The 20,564-nt window shown below is 51.7% G+C and carries 19 protein-coding genes; 13 read left to right on the top strand and 6 right to left on the bottom strand.

What is annotated here, in order from left to right; genetic code table 11:
- Positions 1 to 37 precede the first annotated feature (37 nt).
- The 11 genes from LWL52_RS19385 to LWL52_RS19335 all read left to right on the top strand — a co-directional run bounded on the left by LWL52_RS19385 (position 38) and on the right by LWL52_RS19335 (position 11,740).
- Positions 38 to 1,228, top strand: coding sequence for a M20 metallopeptidase family protein (locus LWL52_RS19385; RefSeq protein ID WP_242923541.1), 1,191 nt, complete (start codon positions 38 to 40; stop codon positions 1,226 to 1,228).
- A 106-nt stretch (positions 1,229 to 1,334) separates the two neighbouring features.
- Entirely contained in the window at positions 1,335 to 2,162 is an 828-nt protein-coding gene (locus LWL52_RS19380; protein WP_242923540.1) for a hypothetical protein, read from the top strand.
- A gap of 153 nt (positions 2,163 to 2,315) precedes the next feature.
- The gene (locus tag LWL52_RS19375) at positions 2,316 to 2,819 is read left to right on the top strand and encodes an Hsp20/alpha crystallin family protein (protein WP_242923538.1); all 504 of its coding nucleotides are present in this window, start codon (positions 2,316 to 2,318) and stop codon (positions 2,817 to 2,819) included.
- A gap of 169 nt (positions 2,820 to 2,988) precedes the next feature.
- Positions 2,989 to 4,482 carry a Do family serine endopeptidase gene (locus LWL52_RS19370; RefSeq protein WP_242923536.1) on the top strand — a complete coding sequence of 498 codons (1,494 nt, stop codon included), beginning with the start codon at positions 2,989 to 2,991 and terminating at the stop codon, positions 4,480 to 4,482.
- A gap of 103 nt (positions 4,483 to 4,585) precedes the next feature.
- Positions 4,586 to 6,163 carry an L-piperidine-6-carboxylate dehydrogenase gene (gene amaB, locus LWL52_RS19365; RefSeq protein WP_242923527.1) on the top strand — a complete coding sequence of 526 codons (1,578 nt, stop codon included), beginning with the start codon at positions 4,586 to 4,588 and terminating at the stop codon, positions 6,161 to 6,163.
- A gap of 376 nt (positions 6,164 to 6,539) precedes the next feature.
- The gene (locus LWL52_RS19360; protein ID WP_242923524.1) at positions 6,540 to 7,097 is read left to right on the top strand and encodes an RNA polymerase sigma factor; all 558 of its coding nucleotides are present in this window, start codon (positions 6,540 to 6,542) and stop codon (positions 7,095 to 7,097) included.
- A 22-nt stretch (positions 7,098 to 7,119) separates the two neighbouring features.
- On the top strand, positions 7,120 to 7,752 hold the full coding sequence (locus tag LWL52_RS19355) for a hypothetical protein (RefSeq protein ID WP_242923522.1): 633 nt from the start codon (positions 7,120 to 7,122) through the stop codon (positions 7,750 to 7,752).
- Positions 7,745 to 8,821: a hypothetical protein gene (locus LWL52_RS19350; RefSeq protein WP_242923520.1), complete on the top strand. Its 1,077-nt coding sequence runs from the start codon at positions 7,745 to 7,747 to the stop codon at positions 8,819 to 8,821. The genes LWL52_RS19355 and LWL52_RS19350 overlap by 8 nt, the downstream gene beginning before the upstream one ends.
- Before the next feature lie 113 nt (positions 8,822 to 8,934).
- A complete protein-coding gene (locus LWL52_RS19345; RefSeq protein WP_242923518.1) occupies positions 8,935 to 9,375 on the top strand; it encodes a RidA family protein in 441 nt (146 codons plus the stop codon).
- A 21-nt stretch (positions 9,376 to 9,396) separates the two neighbouring features.
- Positions 9,397 to 11,211, top strand: coding sequence for a MutS-related protein (locus LWL52_RS19340; RefSeq protein WP_242923509.1), 1,815 nt, complete (start codon positions 9,397 to 9,399; stop codon positions 11,209 to 11,211).
- Positions 11,212 to 11,497: 286 nt separating this feature from the next.
- The gene (locus LWL52_RS19335; RefSeq protein ID WP_242923507.1) at positions 11,498 to 11,740 is read left to right on the top strand and encodes a hypothetical protein; all 243 of its coding nucleotides are present in this window, start codon (positions 11,498 to 11,500) and stop codon (positions 11,738 to 11,740) included.
- 306 nt (positions 11,741 to 12,046) lie between these two features.
- Here the strand turns inward: LWL52_RS19335 and tsf are convergent, their stop codons facing one another.
- From tsf to LWL52_RS19305, 6 genes are all read right to left on the bottom strand, one after another.
- Positions 12,047 to 12,880, bottom strand: a complete 834-nt coding sequence (gene tsf, locus LWL52_RS19330) for a translation elongation factor Ts (RefSeq protein ID WP_242923505.1) — start codon at positions 12,878 to 12,880, stop codon at positions 12,047 to 12,049.
- 161 nt (positions 12,881 to 13,041) lie between these two features.
- Entirely contained in the window at positions 13,042 to 13,809 is a 768-nt protein-coding gene (gene rpsB / locus LWL52_RS19325) for a 30S ribosomal protein S2 (protein ID WP_242923503.1), read from the bottom strand.
- A gap of 21 nt (positions 13,810 to 13,830) precedes the next feature.
- On the bottom strand, positions 13,831 to 14,217 hold the full coding sequence (rpsI, locus tag LWL52_RS19320; protein WP_242923501.1) for a 30S ribosomal protein S9: 387 nt from the start codon (positions 14,215 to 14,217) through the stop codon (positions 13,831 to 13,833).
- Between the two features lie 4 nt (positions 14,218 to 14,221).
- On the bottom strand, positions 14,222 to 14,671 hold the full coding sequence (gene rplM / locus LWL52_RS19315; protein WP_242923499.1) for a 50S ribosomal protein L13: 450 nt from the start codon (positions 14,669 to 14,671) through the stop codon (positions 14,222 to 14,224).
- Between the two features lie 1,062 nt (positions 14,672 to 15,733).
- On the bottom strand, positions 15,734 to 17,263 hold the full coding sequence (locus tag LWL52_RS19310; protein WP_242923497.1) for a M56 family metallopeptidase: 1,530 nt from the start codon (positions 17,261 to 17,263) through the stop codon (positions 15,734 to 15,736).
- Between the two features lies 1 nt (position 17,264).
- On the bottom strand, positions 17,265 to 17,630 hold the full coding sequence (locus tag LWL52_RS19305; protein WP_242923495.1) for a BlaI/MecI/CopY family transcriptional regulator: 366 nt from the start codon (positions 17,628 to 17,630) through the stop codon (positions 17,265 to 17,267).
- A 188-nt stretch (positions 17,631 to 17,818) separates the two neighbouring features.
- Here LWL52_RS19305 and LWL52_RS19300 point away from each other — a divergent pair, with 188 nt between their 5' ends.
- Both LWL52_RS19300 and LWL52_RS19295 read left to right on the top strand, forming a co-directional pair.
- Positions 17,819 to 19,045 (top strand): ABC transporter permease, encoded by a 1,227-nt coding sequence (locus LWL52_RS19300; RefSeq protein WP_242923493.1) that lies wholly within the window; start codon positions 17,819 to 17,821, stop codon positions 19,043 to 19,045.
- A 281-nt stretch (positions 19,046 to 19,326) separates the two neighbouring features.
- Positions 19,327 to 20,307, top strand: coding sequence for an NAD(P)H-quinone oxidoreductase (locus LWL52_RS19295; protein WP_242923490.1), 981 nt, complete (start codon positions 19,327 to 19,329; stop codon positions 20,305 to 20,307).
- The last annotated feature ends 257 nt before the right edge of the window (positions 20,308 to 20,564 follow it).

The following is a 20,564-nucleotide window of genomic DNA, read 5'->3' as shown; positions in this document are numbered from 1 at the left end:
CACCAGCTTACCACACCCCTCTATCAGCCTTTTAGAAATGAGTAGTATAACTAAAATAAAACAGCTCGCCCATACTTACGCCACGGACACCGTACAGGTGCGCCGCCATCTGCATGCCAACCCCGAGCTCTCGTTTGAAGAGCACAACACAGCTGCCTATGTGGAGCAGGTATTAACGGGCTACGGCCTGCAGCCCCAACGCATGGCTGGCACAGGCGTGGTAGCCATGCTGGAGGGCCGGAACCCCGGAAAGAAAACCATTGCACTTCGGGCTGACCTGGATGCGCTGCCTATAGTTGAAGCGAATGAAGTAAACTATAGATCGAAAAACAAGGGGGTGATGCACGCCTGCGGGCATGATGTGCACACGGCGTCGCTGCTGGGCGCAGCGCGTATCCTGCAGGAATTGCGGAACGATTTTGAAGGAACTGTGAAGCTGGTGTTTCAACCCGGTGAGGAAAAGTTTCCGGGAGGCGCTTCGCTTATGATCCGGGAAGGGGTGCTGCAGAATCCGGCGCCGGCCGGCATTATCGGGCAGCATGTTTTTCCGCTGTTGCCGGCGGGCAAGGTCGGGTTCCGGTCGGGCATGTACATGGCCAGTGCCGATGAAATATATATTACCGTAAAAGGCAAAGGGGGCCATGCTGCCATGCCCGAAATGAACGTGGACCCGGTGCTCATCGCTTCGCACCTTATCGTTGCCTTGCAGCAGATCGTGAGCCGCCATGCCAGCCCCAAGGTGCCCACGGTATTGTCGTTTGGCAAAGTAGAGGCCAAGGGAGCTACCAACGTCATCCCCAATGAGGTAAAACTGGAAGGCACGTTCCGGACCATGAACGAAGTATGGCGCAAAGAAGCCCACCAGCGCATCCGTAAACTGGCCGAAGGCCTCTGCGAAAGTATGGGTGGCAGCTGCGATATCGATATAAAGAACGGGTATCCCTTCCTCCAAAACGATCCGGAGCTTACCGCCATTGCACGTGCCGCGGCCGTGGCTTACCTGGGCGAGGAGAACGTGACCGACCTGGATCTATGGATGGGCGCCGAAGATTTTGCATATTACTCGCAGCAGGTGCCGGCCTGCTTCTACCGGCTGGGCACCCGCAACGAGGCGCGCGGCATCGTTGCGGGCGTGCATACCCCCACCTTCGATATCGACGAAACAGCCCTGGAAACCAGCATTGGCCTGATGGCTTTTGTGGCACTGCAGGAACTGGAAGCATGCTAACAAGTATTAGCGGCCTTTGAGGGAAGACTGGAAGGAAGATGCTTTTATAGGGAGGCAGCAAGTATAGCCGCTAACCACTTACTAAACACATAACATTGGGCGTAGTATGGCTGCAAATCTGCCTTCTTTTGCTGTTCTGAAACAAACCTGCGCGCTGCTGCTGCTGGCGCTGTTGCCGCTGCTGGGCCGGGCACAAAGCAAGCGCACGGCGCCTGCCGCCCTTTGGCCCGAGCTGCAGCTGAGTTATGGCGTGGGCAGCAGCGGCCATTTTTTCCTCTGGAACCAGTACCGCATCAACACCGACGAAGCCTACAACGACCTGACCCGGAGAGGCCCCCTGAGCCACTTTGAGCGGATAGAGCTGACCCTGGGCTACGAACATACGTTCTCGGCGCACTGGCGGGGTGGCGCCCTGGTGCGGTATGCCGCAGAGAATTATCCTAAAACGGGTTTTTACACCTTGTTCCTGCGTCATAACGGCCAGATCGGCAATGTATACTTTAACAAGCAGGCCCTGTTTGCCTATGCCCACCGTGAGGCGCAGCAGGCCGTGGGGCAGTTTCTGCTGAAGGCAGAAGCCGGCAGGCGCTTTCCGGTGGGGCAGCAATTTTTAACACCTGTTGTAAGTTATGAAGTGATGTTGCTGCAGGAGTTTAACCAAGACAAAACAGCCCCACGCGACGAGCGCATCGTGGACCGCACCCGGTTGCAGCTGGGCCTTACGTATGAGCTGACAGAAAAGCTACGCCTCACGCCCTACGTGCTGCGGCAAACGGATTACTATTATGTGTTGATTCCGCCTGTGTATGACGAACTGGGGCAGCTGCAGAAAGACGGCTATACTTCCGCGCGCAACCGTATTACGCCGGTAGTGGGCCTGGAGCTGAAGTATAGTTTACACACAGCGCCAAACACCGCCAGTATTACCTACTAAACAACATAACACGGTAAGAACGTCAGGGTAGGAGCGTATATAGTATAAGTATAATGACATTTTTTCAGTAAAAACAGTCAGAAATGCGCTTGGTATAGTTTTTACGATAGCAAAGGTGTAATTGAATTTCAAACAAAAAGAAAGGAGATAACCATGGCACTAAGTAAATACAATGGCATGCAGGACACCATGCCAAACACATTCAGCGCAATGCTCGACAGGTTCTTTAACGAGTCTGTTAACTCCCGCAACTTCTCGGACTTTACGCCGCATGTAGATGCCTGCGAAACCGACAAGAGTTTTGAAATAGAACTGGCTTTGCCAGGCGTGAAACGAGACGATATCAACATTGATTTCCAGGAAGGAAAGCTCACCATTACCGGCGAGCGCAGGCTGGAAAAGAAAGAAGACGGAAGACGCTACCACATGCTCGAAACACAGTATGGCGCGTTTAGCAGAACCTTTTATCTGCCCGACAACGTGAATCCGGATAAGATCAAAGCCAGGCTGGAGGATGGTGTGCTGCAGGTGAGCGTGCCCAAAGATGAGCATAAGACCATGAAGCGGCAGATCAGCATTGCTGCGCCGGAGGAGAACAAAGAAAAGAACGTTACTAAAAAAGTATCCGCCGAGGCAGACGGAAAAGCCAAAGCTTAAAAAAATAAAAGGAAATCAGAAAGAGGCCGATACTTGGCCTCTTTTTTGTTATTTACAACCTAGTATGCTGACAATAATCGGTTTACACCATACTACCGTATACTTGATTAGCGTTAACTTATAGTATATAGGCAGTCCTTAATATTCATAAATCAGTTCACATAATTTCATGAAGACGAAACAATTTATTGCTGGCATCACACTGTCTGCTATACTGGGCGGCGGCGTGGCCGTTGGTAGCTATAAGCTGCTGGAAGATGAAGTGGTTACAACCCAGGTACCCGGAGAGCAGTACCCAACCGTGCGCTATACCAGCGACATGCGCAGCAGCAACACCATCGTGCCGGAAGGCCTTAATTTTGTAAAAGCAGCACAGGTATCAACCCCGGCCGTGGTGCACGTGATGACCGAATACTCGGCCCAGGCTACAGCAGATAGCGGTACGCCCATGGACCCATTCCTGCGCGAGTTCTTTGGCGACGGGTTTGGCGAACGGGTGCCCCGCGGGCCCCAGATGGCATCCGGTTCGGGTGTGATCATTGCCTCTAACGGCTATATTGTTACCAACAACCACGTGATCGACAAAGCCGACAAGATCAAGGTGGTGATGGACGATAAGCGCACCTACGAAGCCACGCTGGTAGGCGCAGACCCTACTACCGATATTGCGCTTATCAAAGTAAACGCCGACAAGCTGCCGGTGATCCGTTACGGAAACTCAGATGACCTGCAGGTAGGCGAATGGGTGCTGGCCGTGGGCAACCCGCTGAACCTGAACTCTACTGTAACAGCGGGTATAGTGAGTGCCAAAGCCCGTAATATCAACATCCTGCGAACCAGTGCCAACCGCGATATGAGCATTGAGTCTTTTATTCAGACGGATGCGGCCGTGAACCCTGGCAACAGTGGCGGTGCCCTGGTGAACCTGAACGGCGACCTGGTAGGCATTAACACCGCTATAGCTTCACAGACTGGTTCATTTGCCGGTTATTCATTTGCGGTGCCTTCTTCTATTGTCAGCAAGGTAGTAGACGACCTGCTGAAGTATGGCGAAGTGCAGCGGGCGTTGCTGGGCGCTACAATTCAGGAGGTGGATGCTACCCTGGCCAAGGATAAAGATCTGAAAACCCTGAACGGCGTGTACATTGCCGGTGTGGAAGAGAAGAGCGGCGCCAAAGAAGCAGGCCTGAAAACAGGCGATGTGGTGACCGGAATCAATGGCGTGGCAATTACGCACTCTTCGCAGTTGCTGGAGCAGGTAGCCCGCTACCGCCCTGGCGACAAGGTAAAAGTAACTTACCTGCGCGATGGCAAAGAGCGTACAGCCAACGTAACGCTCAAGAACCTGAACAACAGCACCGAACTGGTAAAGCGCAGCAATGCCAAAGCCATTGCGTTCGATGGGGCTACCTTTGATCCGGTGAGCAAGCAGGAAATGAACAAGCTGGGCATCGATGGCGGTGCCCGCATTGCCGGTGTAAAGAACAGCAAGTTCCGCGATACCGGTATGAAAGATGGCTTCATCATTACCCGCATTGATAAGTATGAGGTGAACCAGCCGGCCGATGTGCAGAAATACCTCGAAGGCTTTGATAACGGTGTGGTATACATCGAGGGCGTGTATCCTGATGGGCTGAAGGCCTATTACCCGATCGGAAAGTAATAACAAATCAACCCTTTACAAGTGAGAAAGCTTCTGCTAAGTAGCAGAAGCTTTTTTATTTTTTTAGCTTTGTAACAGACCCCTAACCGTAAACGATAGAATCATGAAGCAAACCATAGACCAGCTCCCGCTTACAAAAGAGATTGCCGACGTGCTGCAGCAACTTGGCATTAAGGATGTGAACCCTGCCTACAGCACCGGCCTTGCCTGGGGCGGGCAGGAGGGCCGCGCTACCCGCCAGATTTATTCTCCCGCGGACGGCAACCTGATTGCAACGGTAAGCATGGCTTCCGAAGAAGATTACGAGCACATGGTGGAAACCGCACAGCAGGCTTTTAAAGTATGGCGCACGGTGCCTGCGCCCAAGCGCGGCGAAATAGTACGGCAGATAGGCCAGAAACTCCGCGAGCACAAAGAGGCGCTGGGCAAGTTGGTAAGCTATGAAATGGGCAAGATCCTGCAGGAAGGCCTGGGCGAAGTGCAGGAAATGATCGATATTTGCGACTTTGCCGTTGGCCTGTCGCGGCAGCTGCACGGCTACACTATGCACTCCGAGCGCCCGCAGCACCGCATGTATGAGCAGTACCACCCGCTGGGCGTGGTAGGAGTTATTTCGGCCTTTAACTTTCCGGTGGCTGTCTGGAGCTGGAACACGATGCTGGGCGTGGTGTGCGGCGACGTGATTGTTTGGAAACCATCCGAAAAAACACCGCTTTCCGCTATTGCCTGCCAGCACATTATCCGCGATGTATTGGCAGACAACGAACTGCCCGAAGGCATCTTTAACCTGGTAGTGGGCGATGCCACGATCGGCAGCCTGATGAGCCACGACAGCCGCCTGCCGCTCGTGTCAGCGACCGGCTCTACGCGCATGGGCAAAAAAGTAGGCGAAGCCGTGGGTGCCCGCCTGGGCAAATCGCTGCTGGAGCTGGGTGGTAACAACGCCATCATTATGACGGAACATGCCGACATCGAAATGGCCCTGGGTGCTGTGGTGTTCGGTGCCGTAGGTACCTGCGGCCAGCGCTGCACCTCTACCCGCCGCCTTATTATCCACGAAAACATATACGAGCAGGTGAAAGAGCGCCTGGCCCGTATTTATCCTAAACTGCCCATCGGCCACCCCCTGGACAGCACCACGCTGGTAGGCCCGCTCATCGACAAGGATGCGGTGGCGTCATTCCTGAATGCGCTGGAACATGTGCAACAGGAGGGCGGCAAGCTGGTAGTAGGCGGCCAGGTGCTGGAAGGCGAGAGCTATGAAACCGGCACTTATGTAACGCCGGCCATTGTAGAGGCCGAAAACGCATTTGAGATGGTGCAGGAAGAAACATTTGCCCCCATCCTGTACCTGATCAAGTATAGCGGCGAGGTAGAAAATGCCATTGCACTGCAGAACGGCGTGCGCCAGGGCTTATCGTCTTCCATTTTCTCGACCAATCTGCTGGAAACGGAAGCATTCCTGAGCCACCTGGGCTCCGACTGTGGCATTGCCAACGTGAACATCGGTACGTCCGGTGCCGAGATCGGCGGTGCTTTTGGCGGAGAGAAAGAAACAGGCGGCGGTCGTGAGTCTGGCTCCGATGCCTGGCGCGTATACATGCGCCGCCAGACCAACACCCTCAACTACAGCCGCCAGATGCCGCTGGCCCAGGGTATCAAATTTGATATTATGGACTAAGCAGCCGCTTGCCCGGGCGCATGATAGGTGCTGCCCTGAAGTATAACAAAAACGCCGGCCCCGAACAGGGCTGGCGTTTTTTTTATACAGCTGTTTATACTTCCGGCATGGTTCGGACCAGTACTTTTTGCGGACTGTTCGTCCATACTTTGGCCCCCTGGCGGGCGGGTTGATCTGGTAAAAATGGCTATTAACGTCTGCTTTCGGGCTGAAAGTATAAATAAGCAACACTAAAAAATAATTTTTCGCAACTTCATGCAACCTCCCGCAAACCCTTTTGTCTTTAGCTTGAATTTGGATGAAAGGGGGATGAAATGATAGAAAAGAAAAAGCCATGAGCACACGGCAAGTATAAGCAAGCAAACGGAATCAAACCTTGGAGACACTCAGCTATCAGGATGTTAACCATCACGTAATTAACCGTTGTAAAAGCGGGGATAACCGTGCGCAGTATGAGCTGTATAAACTCTACTCCAAGGCCATGTTTAACGTGAGCATGCGTATTACCAACGACTATGCCGAAGCCGAAGACGTGCTGCAGGAGGCTTTTATCAGTGCTTTTAAAAACCTGCATTCCTACAAAGCCGAAGCCTCGTTCGGGAGCTGGCTCAAAAAGATCGTGGTAAATGCGGCCATCAATGCTGTGCGCAAACGGCGCGCAGAACTCGTGCCCATGGATGAGCGCACCGCAGGAGAAATTGCCGACGAGGTGTATGACGACGATACCGACTGGCAGGTGGAAAAGGTCCGGCGGGGCATCCAGAAATTGCCGGATGGCTACCGTGTGGTGCTGAGCTTATACTTGCTGGAGGGTTACGACCATGCCGAGATCGGGGAGATTTTGGGCATAAGCGAATCGACCTCCAAATCGCAGTATAGCCGCGCTAAAAAGAAACTGATAGAAATAATGCAGGAACCCATGCTGGTTGCCTAGCAAATTATAAGCAAGTATACCCATGAAGGATAAGTTAAAAGAGTTTGTGCAGGAGCACCGGGATGAATTCGACAGGTTCGAGCCCCGGGCAGAGCTGTGGCAGGAGATCTGCCCGGAGCTGCCGGCTGCAGGAAAAGAGGCCAAGGTTATCAACATCAAATTTGGTGAAAGAGCCAGCTTTAGTGCCGACTTCCTGTTCATGCGCATTGCGGCTGCCATCCTGCTGCTGTTTGCCTGCGGCCTTACCCTGTTTTTGACAAAGCACAATACGCCGCAAGCCACTCAGACCATTGCCTTTACCAGTCAGAACAAGCTGCAGAAGATTGCCCCGGAGATAGTAGAGGTAGAAGCATATTACGCCAGCCAGATACAGGAGAAAAAGAGTGAGCTGAGCGAATACGATCTCAAAGTGCTGGGCATGAGCAGCGATGCCGGCATCGACAAAGAACTGGCCCGCCTGGACAGCAGCTACACCCAGCTCAAAAAAGAGCTTTATACGACCCCCAATACCGACCGTGTGGTAGAGGCCATGATCCAGAACCTGCAGATCCGGATCGAGGTGCTGAACCGCCAGTTAGAAGTGCTTCAGAAGATTGAAGACAAGCAAAAACAACCCACCACTGAACCCGCTAAAGATGAAACCACTCATGCATAAACTTCTACAAGTAGTAGCGGTGCTGCTGGCCCTTGCTGCCCCGCAGCTGGCCCAGGCCCAGGAGGCCCCCAGTGTGCCTGCTGCCCACGAAGACCCTTACTGTAACCTGCTGGCCCTGGCCGGCGAGCTGCCGGAGCTGGCGCTGCTCACCTATACCACCCCCGGGCAGCCCGACACGAAAGCCTATGATGCTGAAAAGCACAAATCCGTAGATAAGAGTTACACCGTGACCAGTGCCGACCAGCTGATGATCGATAATAAGTTTGGCAACGTGCAGGTAAACACCTGGAACAAGAACGAAATGCAGGTAAAGGTAAACGTAACGGCCCGGGCCGGCACCGATGCCAAAGCGCAGGAAATCCTGGATAACATCAAGATCATTGAGCTGCGCGAGAACAACCTGGTTTCCTTTAAAACAGAAATGTCGCCGATGAAGATCACGGGCAATACCAAAAAGAGCTTTGAGATAAATTACACGGTTTACATGCCGGTTAACAACCCGCTAACGGTGAGCAATACCTATGGCGACGTGTACGTGGCTGACCTGAAAGGCAAGGCGGCGATCACCGTGAAGTATGGCGCCCTGAAAACCGACCGCCTGAGCAGCAGCGGCAATACCGTGAAGCTTGCGTATGGTTCGGGCAATTGTGCCTTTATTAACGGGTGCAACCTGCAGGTGTCTTATTCGGATTTTAACCTGGGGGCGGTAAACGACCTGCAGGGGAGCTCCAAGTTCAGCGATTTCAGGCTTGGCGACCTGGGGCAGGTATTAAACCTGGACGTAAAGTATGGTACGCTGAAAGTAACCAATGTGAGTCGCAATATCCGCAACATCTCGCTGGAAAGCGGCTTTAGCCCCATCGCCCTGAATTTTGAGGATAATACCTCGTTCAACTTTAATGTGAATGTGCAGTTTGCCGACTTCGAAGTAGATAAATCGCTGGTGAATATAACCTCGCTGCAAAAAGACTATACGTCTGCCGAATACAAAGGCAATTTTGGCGCATCGTCTGCGAAAGGAACGGTAACCGTTACCTCAAAGTATGGCGACGTGAAGTTCACCAAGTAAAAACTGTGTTTGTGATAATTGTTTGTTTGAGAAGAGCAGGGAGCCGGCAATAGCTGGCTCTTTTGTTTTAGCGGCGGCAAAGCGATAATCCCCGGATTGTTTATCTTTGAAGTATGGCAACAGAAAACGAACCTCTTCATTCGGCTAACGCCCCGGAGCCGGTTGGCTTGTATCCGCATGCGCGGCGGGTGGGCAATTTGCTTTTTCTGTCGGGCGTAGGGCCGCGGGAGCGTGGCACCAAAACCATTCCGGGCGTGGAACTCGACAGCCAGGGGCAAATCCTCTCTTATGACATCGCCGCGCAATGCCATTCCGTTTTCCGCAACGTACGCCATATTCTGGAAGATGCCGGCTCGGGTTGGCAGAACCTAGTGGACGTAACCGTGTTCCTGACAAACATGAAGGATGACTTTGCCACTTACAACCGCCTCTACGCCGAATATTTTAAAGACAACCAGCCCTGCCGCACCACGGTAGAAGTAAACAGGCTGCCCACGCCTATTGCCATCGAGCTGAAGTGCATTGCCACCATTGATGCGCCCGGGCAAGTATAAAAGCCCTTAAACCTATACTTTGTGAACGAAACAAGAGAGCTGCTTTACCAGCAACGCGCCGATGCCTTGGCAGCGCAGGAGAAAAGTGCCGGCACCCGCTCAAGCGTTGTGTCCTGGCTGCGCGTAGGGGTGTTTCTGACCGGCGCCTGGCTGGCGTATTATTTCTTTAACGCGGGTAGCTATACCTGGGGCACCGCCGCCATCGGTATTTTTTACCTGCTTTTCCTGGTGGTGATGCGCTGGCACAGCCGCCTGGATTTCGACTACCAGCAGCTGGTGCTGCTGCGCCAATATAACCTGCAGGAGCGCGAGCGGCTGGAGGGCCGCCTGCAGGCCTTTGATGGCGGCAGCGAGTTCAGCAACCCGGCGCATCCTTATACCTCCGACCTGGATATTTTTGGTACCAGCTCGCTTTTCCAGCTGGTAAACAGGGCCGTAACAAGTATAGGCAAACAGCGGCTAGCGCAGTGGCTGCAGCAGGCAGCCAGCCCCGCTGCCGTGTTGCAGCGGCAGGAGGCGGCGCAGGAGCTTACGCAGCAACTGGACTGGGTGCAGGCCTTTATGGTGCTGCCGCGCCATTACAAGCAGGCAGCAGCCCCGGCAACCGCCTTTACTGCCTGGATGCGAGAGCATCCTGATTTCTACCGGCAGCATCCGTTCATGAAAGTGCTCGTGTGGGGGTTGCCCGTGCTCACGCTGGCGGCTATAGCGGCGTGGTTTTATGGCGTGAGCGGCTACGTGCCATCCCTCTTCCTGCTGGCACAGTACTTAATAGGGTATAAATACCGCGCAGAGCGCGAGGTGTATTACGAGAAGAGCATGGAGATGTATGAAGCCGTGCGGGGCTACACGCGGCAGCTAACGCACCTGGAAAAGCATGCCCCCTTCCAGGCGGTGTTGCTACAGCAGTTGCAGGCCGGCCTCCTGACGGGCAAAGGCCCTGTTTCCGCTTCCGTCAGCAAGCTTTCCACTATTATCGATTATTTCTCCTGGCGCCTGAGCACGCTCATGAGCTTCTTTCTGAACTCAGTGCTGCTATGGGATTTTATCTGGATGCACCGCCTGGAGCAATGGAAGCACAAGCACCTGGCGCAACTCGACCAAGCCATTGAAGTGCTTGCCGAAGCCGAGGCCCTGGCAAGTATCGCCTGTTACCAGCACGCCCACCCGGCGTATGTTGTTCCGAAATTAAGCCAGCAACCGTTTGAGCTGCGGGCCGAGGCGCTGGCGCATCCACTTATCTTTTCGGTGTCGCCGGTTTCCAACAGCTTCGAAATGGCTGGGCGGGGGCAAACGATTGTGGTGACGGGCTCCAATATGTCGGGCAAGACGACGTTTCTGCGAACCATCGGCATTAACATGGTGCTGGCGCTGGCCGGTGCACCCGTGTATGCCCGCGAATTTATACTTGCCCCGGCACAGGTTTACACGGCCATGCGCACGGTGGATAACCTGGCCGAGAACACTTCTTCCTTCTATGCCGAACTGAAACGCCTGCGCGTTTTGCTGGAGCTCACCGAGCAGGGCACGCCGGTCTTTTACCTGCTGGATGAGATCCTGAAAGGAACTAACTCCCGCGACCGCCACCAAGGCGCCATGGCCCTGATCCGGCAGCTGCACAAGCGCAACGCCTCCGGCCTGATCTCTACCCACGACCTGGAACTGGGCGCAATGGAGCAGGAGCTGCCCGGCAGCGTGCACAACTACAGCTTTAACAGCACCATCACCGGCGACAGGATCGACTTTGATTATAAACTACAGCGCGGTATTTGCCGTAGCTTTAACGCCAGCAAGCTCATGCAGCTCATGGGCATCGATATGGAAGCAAGCAGTTAGCGGATTATACTTCGGCCTTTATACTTTACCAATTATACTTTCTTGACAAAGGAATTTTAGACGAAGGACAAAAGATGTTTTATGCAGGCTCCTTTTTTATCATTCTGAAAGAATCTTGTGGGCACACCGCAGAAGTGTAAGTATCCCTAGATACGGACCCTTTAACCAGGATTTTCCGCAACAAGTGCGGAATCTGCGACTTCCAGAAAGCCAAAGCGGAAGTATAATTTTATACTTCCGCTTTGGCTAATTAATCAGCACAATAACAACTTAGCGCATTATACCTATGAGAGTAGTAGCAGACATCCCCAACCCGAACATGAAAGTGACGCTGCTGGCCTGGAATGGCAAGTACCTGCTGAAACTGGAGAAGGGAGATTTTGAACAGACCTACAAGATCAGTGAAATGGACGTAACCGGCGACGAAGGGGCCAAAGCCCTGCTCGACGAAGATTTCCTGGAGGCCGCCATGAACAGGTTTGTTGACATGCGGGATGCCTTTATAAGTACAGTGCGGCGGAACGGGTAAGGACGGTGCTGCTGAAATGAAGTTTTTACGATTGTCTTTTGTAAGGACGGGTCATGGCCTGACCGCGCAATAGCTAATCAATGCCACTGTGGGATAAAGACGTAATTTCCTGCTAATCCTAAAATCCTGTACATCCTGGTTCAGACAAATTTTCAGGGATAATTGGATAGGTCGCGATCTGACCCTACTGGAGATGTTCTGCGCATACTTTGCTCCCAGGTATCGATGCTATTAAATTTAACAGCATAGGTATAAAACAAAAAAGGCCCGCAGTAATGCGGGCCTTTTTTATACTTATAATAACGCTTAGCCGATCGCTACACGCTTGAACTCGCTTACAGTTAAGCCTTTGCTTGTTTTGTCAAGCAGTTGGGCAATAGAAAGCGAAGAGTCTTTTACAAACTCTTGGTTCAGCAGGGTGTTGTCTTTGTAGAACTTGTTCAGTTTACCCTGTGCAATTTTCTCCAGCATAGCCTCTGGCTTGCCTTCCTGGCGTGCCTGCTCTTTGCCGATCTCGATCTCACGCTCGATAGTAGCGGCATCCACACCTTCTTTGTCAAGGGCGATTGGCTTCATCGCAGCAATCTGCATCGCTACGTCTTTGCCTACTTCAGTAACGTCTGTACCGTTGGTGTTCTTCAGGCCTACCAGTACACCCAGTTTGCCGTTAGAGTGGTTGTAAGCTACAACTTTCTCTGCGTTTACTGTTTCGTAAGAAACTACGTCGATCTTCTCACCAATTTTACCCATCAGGTCGGTGATGTGGTCCTGCAGCGAACGGCCATCAGCCTGAGGCGTAGCAAGCAGTTCTTCTTTAGTAGCAGCGTTTGTAGTAACAGCAGCATTTAATACGGCCTGTGCCAGGTTTCTGAAGTCTTCAACCTTCGATACGGGCTCCGTTTCGCAGGCAATAGCAACAACTTTACCAGAAGTGCCATCAGCAGTAACCTGCGTTAATACAATACCTTCAGAAGTTTCGTTGTCAGCGCGTTTGCTGGCAATTTTCTGTCCCTGCTTACGCAGAATATCTTTAGCTGCTTCAAAGTCGCCGTTTGCTTCTGTAAGCGCTTTTTTGCAGTCCATCATACCAGCACCAGTTTCCTGGCGAAGTCTGTTAACGTCTTGTGCTGTAATAGCCATCTTTCTATAATTAAGAATTATCAATTAAGAATTAAGAATTTTATTCCGGGATTTAAAAGAACGTCTAAAATCTAACGTCTCTCAACTGCCCTAAAACAAACTGAACATTGAAGCAGCCTGGCCCAATGTTCAGTTTGATAGAATGCAATATGAACAAGGTCTTATTGCTCGTCAGCTTCCTGCTTAGCCTTGATGCCTTCTTCTTCAGAACGCTTGCGCTCTGTTTCTTCTTTGTCCACTTTACGCTCAGACAGTCCTTCTTCAATGGCCTTACCAATAACAGACATGATAAGCGCTACTGATTTGGAAGCATCGTCGTTTGCCGGGATTGGGAAGTCTACCAACTCTGGGTTAGAGTTCGTATCGCAGATAGCGAAAACAGGCAGGTTCAGCTTTTGTGCTTCTTTTACAGCAATGTGCTCGCGCTTTACGTCCACTACAAACAGAGCGGCTGGCAGGCGAGACAGGTCGGCAATACCGCCCAGTACACGCTCCAGTTTCTCGCGCTCACGAGATAGCATCAGTTTTTCGCGCTTTGCAATGGCTGCATAAGCCGTGTTGTCTTTCACCATCTTGTCGATAGTAGACATTTTCTTAAGTGACTTACGCACGGTAGCGAAGTTAGTCAGCATGCCGCCTAACCAACGATCCGTTACATAAGGCATTTTCAGACGCTTGGCCTCTTCCGTTACAATTTCCTGTGCCTGCTTTTTAGTAGCCACAAACAGGATTTTACGACCAGATTTAGCGATGTTCTTGATAGCCGAAGAAGCTTCGTCAAGTGCCACCAGCGTTTTGTTTAAGTCAATGATATGGATACCGTTCTTCTCCATGAAGATGTACGGAGCCATTTTGGGGTCCCACTTGCGGGTAAGGTGGCCAAAGTGAACACCTGCCTCCAATAATTCTTTATAATTAGTGCTTGCCATGTTGTTGATACACCTTTAATATTAACGTTTGCTGAACTGGAATGAACGACGTGCTTTACGCTTACCGAACTTCTTACGCTCCACCATGCGTGGGTCACGCGTAATAAATCCTTCCTTGCGGAGAACGGATTTTGTCTCGGCGTTTTCTACTACCAGTGCTTTAGAGATAGCAAGTCTAAGTGCTTCAGCCTGGCCGCTTACACCACCCCCTTTAAGATTGGCAACTACGTCGTATTTGCCAATAGCTTCTAAGGTTTGAAACGGCTGATTCACAATAGTCTGCAATACTTCGTTAGGGAAGTATGCCTTGATATCTTTACCGTTAATAGTGATATTCCCTTGCCCGGACGTCATGTAGATGCGTGCCACCGAGGTTTTTCTTCTACCAGATGTATTGATAACTTCCATTAAATTAGATGTTGAAGGTTAATTCTTTAGGCTGCTGAGCTGCAAATGGATGCTCGCTTCCTGCAAAAACATGAAGATTTCTGAATAGCTCACGGCCTAAGCTGTTTTTAGGCAACATACCGCGAACGGCGCGCTCAACGAGCAGCGTAGATGATTTGGCCTTTAACTCACGGGGAGACGTTCTTTTCTGACCGCCTGGGTATCCAGTGTGTGTCAGGTAGTACTTCTGGTCCCACTTGCGACCGGTGAAACGGGTGTCATCAGCATTGATGATGATCACGTTGTCGCCGCAGTCAGCGTTTGGAGTATACGAAGGCTTGTGCTTGCCTTTCAGGATCTTGGCAACTTCCGATGCCACACGACCCAAGCTTCCTTGCCCGGCATCCACAATCACCCAACCTTTGTTGGCTGACTTCTTGTTGACGTACTGGGTTTTATAACTTAAATGATCCATTATTGGTGGTTGTAAGCGATTTATTTATTTAATTATTGATTCTTCGGTCTTTGGAAAATGGACACAAAGATAGAAGTTAATTATATGATATGCAACAGCCCATGCGAAATAACCTGTGTAACAGCGAAATAGTGGGGTAGCGGAAGAGGAATGGTAGGTTTATGAGGGGGAAGATCCGCTACTACACCGGTTTATACTTTCCTGTTTCGGGCTTACCGCAACTTGGGCTATACTTAGTAGCTATCATTCACTAAGTAAGATATTCCGGCTATACTTGAGAGCTAGTCGTATTCTTCTGTTTTACACTTTGGCTATACTTGTTAGCTAGCTGTATTCCTGAGCCTTATACTTGCCTTGTTTCATTTCCTACTTTGGAGCGCTCCAAGCCCGCGGGGGCTCGTCCTCGGGCATCGCGCTGCTTTCGTTTCCTGCCCTCGTACCTCGGGCTACCTCGCTAAAGCTCGTCACCGGAAACTCTCGAGGCGCTCAACCCAAGGACTGGGATCAGTTCGATAGCGGCAGTGTATACTTCAGCCTAAGTATAAACCCTTGCCATCCCTCTTCCCTTTTTGTCATCCTGAAAGGATCCTGGTGGAAGGGAGGTTAAGCTGTTACGACTAGAGAGTAAGTATAAACTACTCGGAGCAGAAAGTCCCCCTTTGAAGGGGGTAGGGGGATGTTACCACCAAAACCACAGTGCTTATACTTCAGCCCAAGTATACTTGCGTTATTGCGTTCTCACCAGCAAAACCATTTGCAAACTGTCATTTCGAACAACCTGAGAAATCTGAAGCTCAAAGATCTCAATCCAGATCTCTCCTGTCGTAGAGATGACAGCAGGGCGGGAGTGAATCTTTACGCAACAGCCCGAACTTACAACGTTTGTACTTCATCAGCAGCAGTTGCAGGCTCCCCCTTTAAACAAATCGCTATTCCCGGTCCTATTTAGGTCTGGGCCCTTCTACTCCGATAGGTCTTTTCAAGTGTATCACAGCAAGTTATACGAGCACAAAAAAGCCGCCCGGCTGTATAAACGGGGCGGCTTTTTTATATTGGGCTAATTTAATTCCCGGAGCTTCTTACCGGAGGCGGGGGCGCAGGCAACTGCGGCAGTTCGCCATATTTGGCTTCCGCGGCCGGAACCCGGTGGTTCTGATCGAAGTCAAATGCTTCGGTCTTGCCAGACTTCAGGAAGATTACCAGCGACTCTAAGGTATAATCCTTTCTGTTGTTAAACTTCCAGCCAACCTGCTTTACCGTTGGGTTGCGCTTCAGAAACGCCTTGTAATCTTCGGGCAGGTTGTTCTGGTAATATCCTTCATTCGCTGGCGAAAAGATAAAGGGTTCGTTTGGGTCCTGGCTCACTGGGGGTGGCGGTGGCGGCAGTTCGGCGGTTACTGAAACTGCCTGCCGCGCAGGGGCTGTTTCGGGTGCAGGCGGTGGTGGTGGCGGTACAGGCAATAACCTGTTAAACTTTAGCACCTGCGCAGATTCCTTGTTCTTTTTAGTGGTGATAGCGATAATGCTTTTGCCCGCTTTATCAGGGAATGCCTCTTTCACGCTTTCGCCTTTCAGCACATTCACACTGTGTATTTCCTGGGGGTCTAATTTTTTGTAGGCATCGTTGGGCGCTTCCACTCCATCGATATAGTAAACGACCGAGTCGGCTATACTTGCCTGTATGCTGACATGGCTTTGCACAGCCTCCGGCGCGGCGGCTTCGGGCTCTTCGCTGCAGGCGGTCATCACCAGCACAGGTACCGTCATTAGGGGCAGCAGCACGGCATACCGCGCGATTTGCCGCAACTGCGATTGTTTTTTGTTCATCATGGCAATTCTTCGTTTAAGTGAGGGAAAATTAAACTGATTGGCAATCTGAGGTTGTGAGGCGCCTACAACTTTCAGTAAAAGGTATTGGTAATCTTTTAGAGCAATGCCCGCTTGTACCACCTGCTGGTCGGCAATAAACTCCAGGTTTTCTTTCACAGCTTTTTTCAGGAGCCACACGGTCGGGTTGAACCAGTAAAATACGGTGCTCAGCTCGGCCAGCAGCACATCCAGCGTATGCCAGCCGGTTGTGTGTATCACCTCATGCTGCAGGATGGATTCGAGTTCTTCGGGCGTATGCCGGCTAGGATCAAGGTAAATGGTCTGCCAGAAAGAAAAGGCCTGACTTATACTTGCAACTTCCCTGAAACTGGTGTTTTTATACTTGGCCAGCACGGAGCTGTTGTGGATTTTATAAAGCGAAACAAACTGAAGTATAAACCGGGCAAGCATCACCAGGAGCCCGGCCCAGAACAGGTATACCGGCAGCTGCCAGTAATCGAAAGCCGTTGCCTGCGTAACCCGGGAAGTTGGAATAGCCCAGGCAGGTAACGTGCCGATGTATGTACCGGCAATTTGCTCGTGTTCTGCCATCAGCTCCGACAGATCTATAAAGGGATAGACACTGGAGAACAAAATACCCAACACCAGAAACAGGCGGTTGAGGTGGTAGAAGGTAAGCCGGCGAAGTATAAAATGATAGGCCAGGTAAAACAGCGCCAGGGCCACGTTCACCTGGAGCAGGTATAGGAGCAGGGCTGGCATCTTATTCTGGTTTTTTGTTTTCGATCATGGCAATAATCTCTTTCAGCTCTTCGGCCGTTATTTTCTCATCTTTGGCAAAAAAAGCCACCAGCTCTTTGTAGGAACTCTTAAAGTAATCGCCCACAAAGCTTTTCATAAACCGCTTCTTGTAATCTTCCGCTTTTATCAGGGGCGTATAGCGGTAGGTGTTGCCTAGCTTCTCGCTTTGCAGATAGCTTTTCTTCTCCAGGTTCTTCACCGTAGAGGCCAGGGTCGTATAAGGAGGTTTCGGCTCGGGCAGGCTTTCCAGAAAATCCTTGATAAAGCCACCCCCGGTTTGCCAGATCACCAGCATAGCTTCCTCTTCTTGTTGCGTGAGCTTTTCCATTATTCTACGATGTTTTCGTATAATTACGAAAGATTCGTAATAAGGACAAGCATTCTGTAATAAATCTTTTAAATAATTTAAAGGGATGCGGCAGGGAGCGCAGGAAAGGCAATTTTGATAGCGGATCAGGTTAAAGGAAATGCTTGTATATAAATCACTATATTTATACTACATACCTACTTGCTCTGATGCTCAAAAAACTGCTGATTTCTTTTTCACTGGCGCTTCAAAACATCCAATCGCGGCTGTTCCATACATTGCTGTCTATCCTGGGCATTGTTATTGGCGTGGCGGCGCTGGTAACGGTGCTGGCGCTGATCGATGGCATGGAGCAGTATGCGCAGGAGCAGATCACGAACACCACGTCGCTCAAGGCCATCATGGTCGAAACCGATATGTATAAAAAGGAGAACGGCCTGCGCCTGAAGAAAGAAAACTATGATTACCTGATGTATAAAGACATTCAGGCCCTTTCTGCATCGCTGAGCCACCCGGCAAAAGGCTATTTTGAGGTTCGGCGCACGGGCGAAGTGCTGCTGCCCGATACCACAAAGCGCATTGCCGCCCTGGTAACAGGTATAAGCGCCTATCATCCGTCAGGAGCAGGCGTGGCAAGCGGCAGGATTCTGACGAAGGCAGATGTGGAAGCGCAGCGTAAGGTGGCTTTTGTAAGCCGCTCCTTTGCAGAACAGGCAGCAGGCAAAGATTCTGCAGCGTTGCTGCTGGGGAAAACTATCGTGTTCAGGGGCAAAGCACTGCAAGTGGCAGGCATCCTGAAAGCTGATGGGGCGGAAGCACCCCGGTTATACTTCCCCATTACCTTGTTCTCGGATGCGGAGTTAAAGGAAGAACCGCCACGTGGCTTTTTTGAAGCCGAAAACGTGGAGCATGTTCCGGCGCTTAAAGCAGAAATAGAGGCCTGGCTGAAACAGCGCTTTAATAAAACGCCTTCAGACTTTGTAGTGATCACCAACGAGGTGCGGGTGGCGCAGGCAGCACAGGGTTTCCTGCTTTTCAGAGTGGTGATGGGCCTGATTGTGGGCATCTCGGTACTGGTGGGCGGCATTGGGGTGATGAACGTGTTGCTGATTTCGGTGACGGAGCGCACCGTAGAAATAGGTGTGCGTAAAGCAATGGGTGCCAAACGGCGCGACATCCTGCTGCAGTTTCTGGCCGAGTCCATAACAGTATCGCTGCTGGGAAGTATGCTGGGGCTGGTACTGGGTATGCTGGCCTCGTTGGGCCTTGTGCCGCTCATCAAAGCTTTTGCCAAGGTGCCCTTTCAGGCCGCTTACACCGCCGATACGTTTCTGCTGATCGGGAGCATTGCCATCCTGGTCGGCGTGGTATTCGGCACGTATCCCGCCCTGCGCGCTGCCCGCCTCGACCCGGTGGAGGCCATCCGGCGGGAGTAGCAGATCTGGGAGCCTGGCAAGCAGCGCTCCTGCTTGCTCGTTTCTCCCGCTACAAACGCTGGTTGCCGATTTGATATAAGTATAAATGCAGTTTGCTGAACTACGGCCGGAAACGCAACGCAAGCCTAGCTGCCGGAGTAGGTATATACAGGGGTGAAAAGTTCAGTTTAAAGTATAAGCCAAGTTATGCTATACACACAAGTATGAAACTGCTGATGCGCTATACTTTAAAAGTCATCTATCTCAACTTCTTTTGTCCGGATACTTATTAAACCAAAACCATGAAAGCCATCCTTGTAAAACAACCCGGCGGGCCAGAACAACTGATACTGGGCGAGTACGAGCAACCGTTGCCCGGCCCCTACGAGTTGCTGGTGCGGGTGCACGCCACGGCCCTGAATCGTGCCGATACTTTGCAGCGGCAGGGAAAGTACCCGCCGCCAAAAGGCGCAAGCCCGCTGCTGGGTCTGGAGATGGCCGGTGTGGTGGAAGAAGCAGGTATCAGCTGCACAAAGTATAAAAAGGGCGACAAGGTATTTGGTTTGCTGCCGGGCGGCGGCTACGCCGAATACGCCATCATCCACGAAGACATGGCGCTGCCGGTACCCGCTAATTTAAGTATGGCAGAAGCCGCCGCCATACCCGAGGTCTTCCTGACCGCTTACCAGGCGCTGGTATGGCTGGGCAAGCTGCAGGCAGGAGAGCGGGTGCTCATCCATGCGGGTGCCAGTGGCGTGGGTACGGCGGCCATTCAGCTGGCCCGGGCCCTAAAGGCGGAAGTGTTGGTGACGGCATCGGAGCAAAAGCTGGCGGCTTGCCTGGTGCTGGGAGCCCATAAAGCGATCAACTACAAAGAAGTCCCTTTTGAGGACGAGGTGCTGGCCTACACCAACTCCGAAGGGGTGAATGTGCTCGTGGATTTTATTGGCGGGCCATACTTTAACCAGAACATTGATTGCCTGCGCGCGGACGGGCGAATGGTGCTGCTGGCTACCTTGGGCGGCGGCAAAGTAGACGCCTTTGATTTGCGCAAGATGCTGGCCAAGCGCCTGCAGGTAACCGGCTCCACACTCCGTTCCCGCTCCCGCGATTACCAGATAAAACTAACGCAGGAAATGAGCGCTTTTGCCCTGCCGCTGTTCCGCAACGGAAGTATAAAGCCCGTAATAGACAGTGTTTTTAACTGGCAACAGGCAGCCGAAGCACACCGGTATATGGAAGAGAACCGGAACATTGGCAAGATCGTGCTGGAAGTAAGTTAGACAAAAGACGGCCTGACAAAAGACAAAGGGCAAAAACAGGTTGTTGGCTAAGCGGTTACGTGCTGGCGCAAGCGTCCGCTTGTGCCTTGCCGCTATGGAGTTTTGCCTGAAGAGCACAAGCGGACGCTTGCGCTATAATGGGCTCTTTCGCATGTTCTCAGCTGCAAGCACCACGGCTACTAAAGTATGCAAAGACGAGCCGGGAATACCTGCTTATACTTGTGAGGGTATAGGCGAAGTATAAACTGTACCTGCAA

Source organism: Pontibacter liquoris, from assembly GCF_022758235.1.
GTDB classification, from domain to species: domain Bacteria; phylum Bacteroidota; class Bacteroidia; order Cytophagales; family Hymenobacteraceae; genus Pontibacter; species Pontibacter liquoris.
This window is presented reverse-complemented; position numbering and strand designations above follow the sequence as displayed.

Excerpts from the sequence above, each read along its gene's own strand:
- LWL52_RS19385 (WP_242923541.1), top strand. The coding sequence starts at position 38 with ATGAGTAGTATAACTAAAATAAAACAGCTCGCCCATACTTACGCCACG.
- LWL52_RS19380 (WP_242923540.1), top strand. The coding sequence starts at position 1,335 with ATGGCTGCAAATCTGCCTTCTTTTGCTGTTCTGAAACAAACCTGCGCG.
- LWL52_RS19375 (WP_242923538.1), top strand. The coding sequence starts at position 2,316 with ATGGCACTAAGTAAATACAATGGCATGCAGGACACCATGCCAAACACA.
- LWL52_RS19370 (WP_242923536.1), top strand. The coding sequence starts at position 2,989 with ATGAAGACGAAACAATTTATTGCTGGCATCACACTGTCTGCTATACTG.
- amaB (WP_242923527.1), top strand. The coding sequence starts at position 4,586 with ATGAAGCAAACCATAGACCAGCTCCCGCTTACAAAAGAGATTGCCGAC.
- LWL52_RS19355 (WP_242923522.1), top strand. The coding sequence starts at position 7,120 with ATGAAGGATAAGTTAAAAGAGTTTGTGCAGGAGCACCGGGATGAATTC.
- LWL52_RS19350 (WP_242923520.1), top strand. The coding sequence starts at position 7,745 with ATGCATAAACTTCTACAAGTAGTAGCGGTGCTGCTGGCCCTTGCTGCC.
- LWL52_RS19345 (WP_242923518.1), top strand. The coding sequence starts at position 8,935 with ATGGCAACAGAAAACGAACCTCTTCATTCGGCTAACGCCCCGGAGCCG.
- LWL52_RS19335 (WP_242923507.1), top strand. The coding sequence starts at position 11,498 with ATGAGAGTAGTAGCAGACATCCCCAACCCGAACATGAAAGTGACGCTG.
- tsf (WP_242923505.1), bottom strand. The coding sequence starts at position 12,880 with ATGGCTATTACAGCACAAGACGTTAACAGACTTCGCCAGGAAACTGGT.
- rpsB (WP_242923503.1), bottom strand. The coding sequence starts at position 13,809 with ATGGCAAGCACTAATTATAAAGAATTATTGGAGGCAGGTGTTCACTTT.
- rpsI (WP_242923501.1), bottom strand. The coding sequence starts at position 14,217 with ATGGAAGTTATCAATACATCTGGTAGAAGAAAAACCTCGGTGGCACGC.
- rplM (WP_242923499.1), bottom strand. The coding sequence starts at position 14,671 with ATGGATCATTTAAGTTATAAAACCCAGTACGTCAACAAGAAGTCAGCC.
- LWL52_RS19310 (WP_242923497.1), bottom strand. The coding sequence starts at position 17,263 with ATGCCAGCCCTGCTCCTATACCTGCTCCAGGTGAACGTGGCCCTGGCG.
- LWL52_RS19305 (WP_242923495.1), bottom strand. The coding sequence starts at position 17,630 with ATGGAAAAGCTCACGCAACAAGAAGAGGAAGCTATGCTGGTGATCTGG.
- LWL52_RS19300 (WP_242923493.1), top strand. The coding sequence starts at position 17,819 with ATGCTCAAAAAACTGCTGATTTCTTTTTCACTGGCGCTTCAAAACATC.
- LWL52_RS19295 (WP_242923490.1), top strand. The coding sequence starts at position 19,327 with ATGAAAGCCATCCTTGTAAAACAACCCGGCGGGCCAGAACAACTGATA.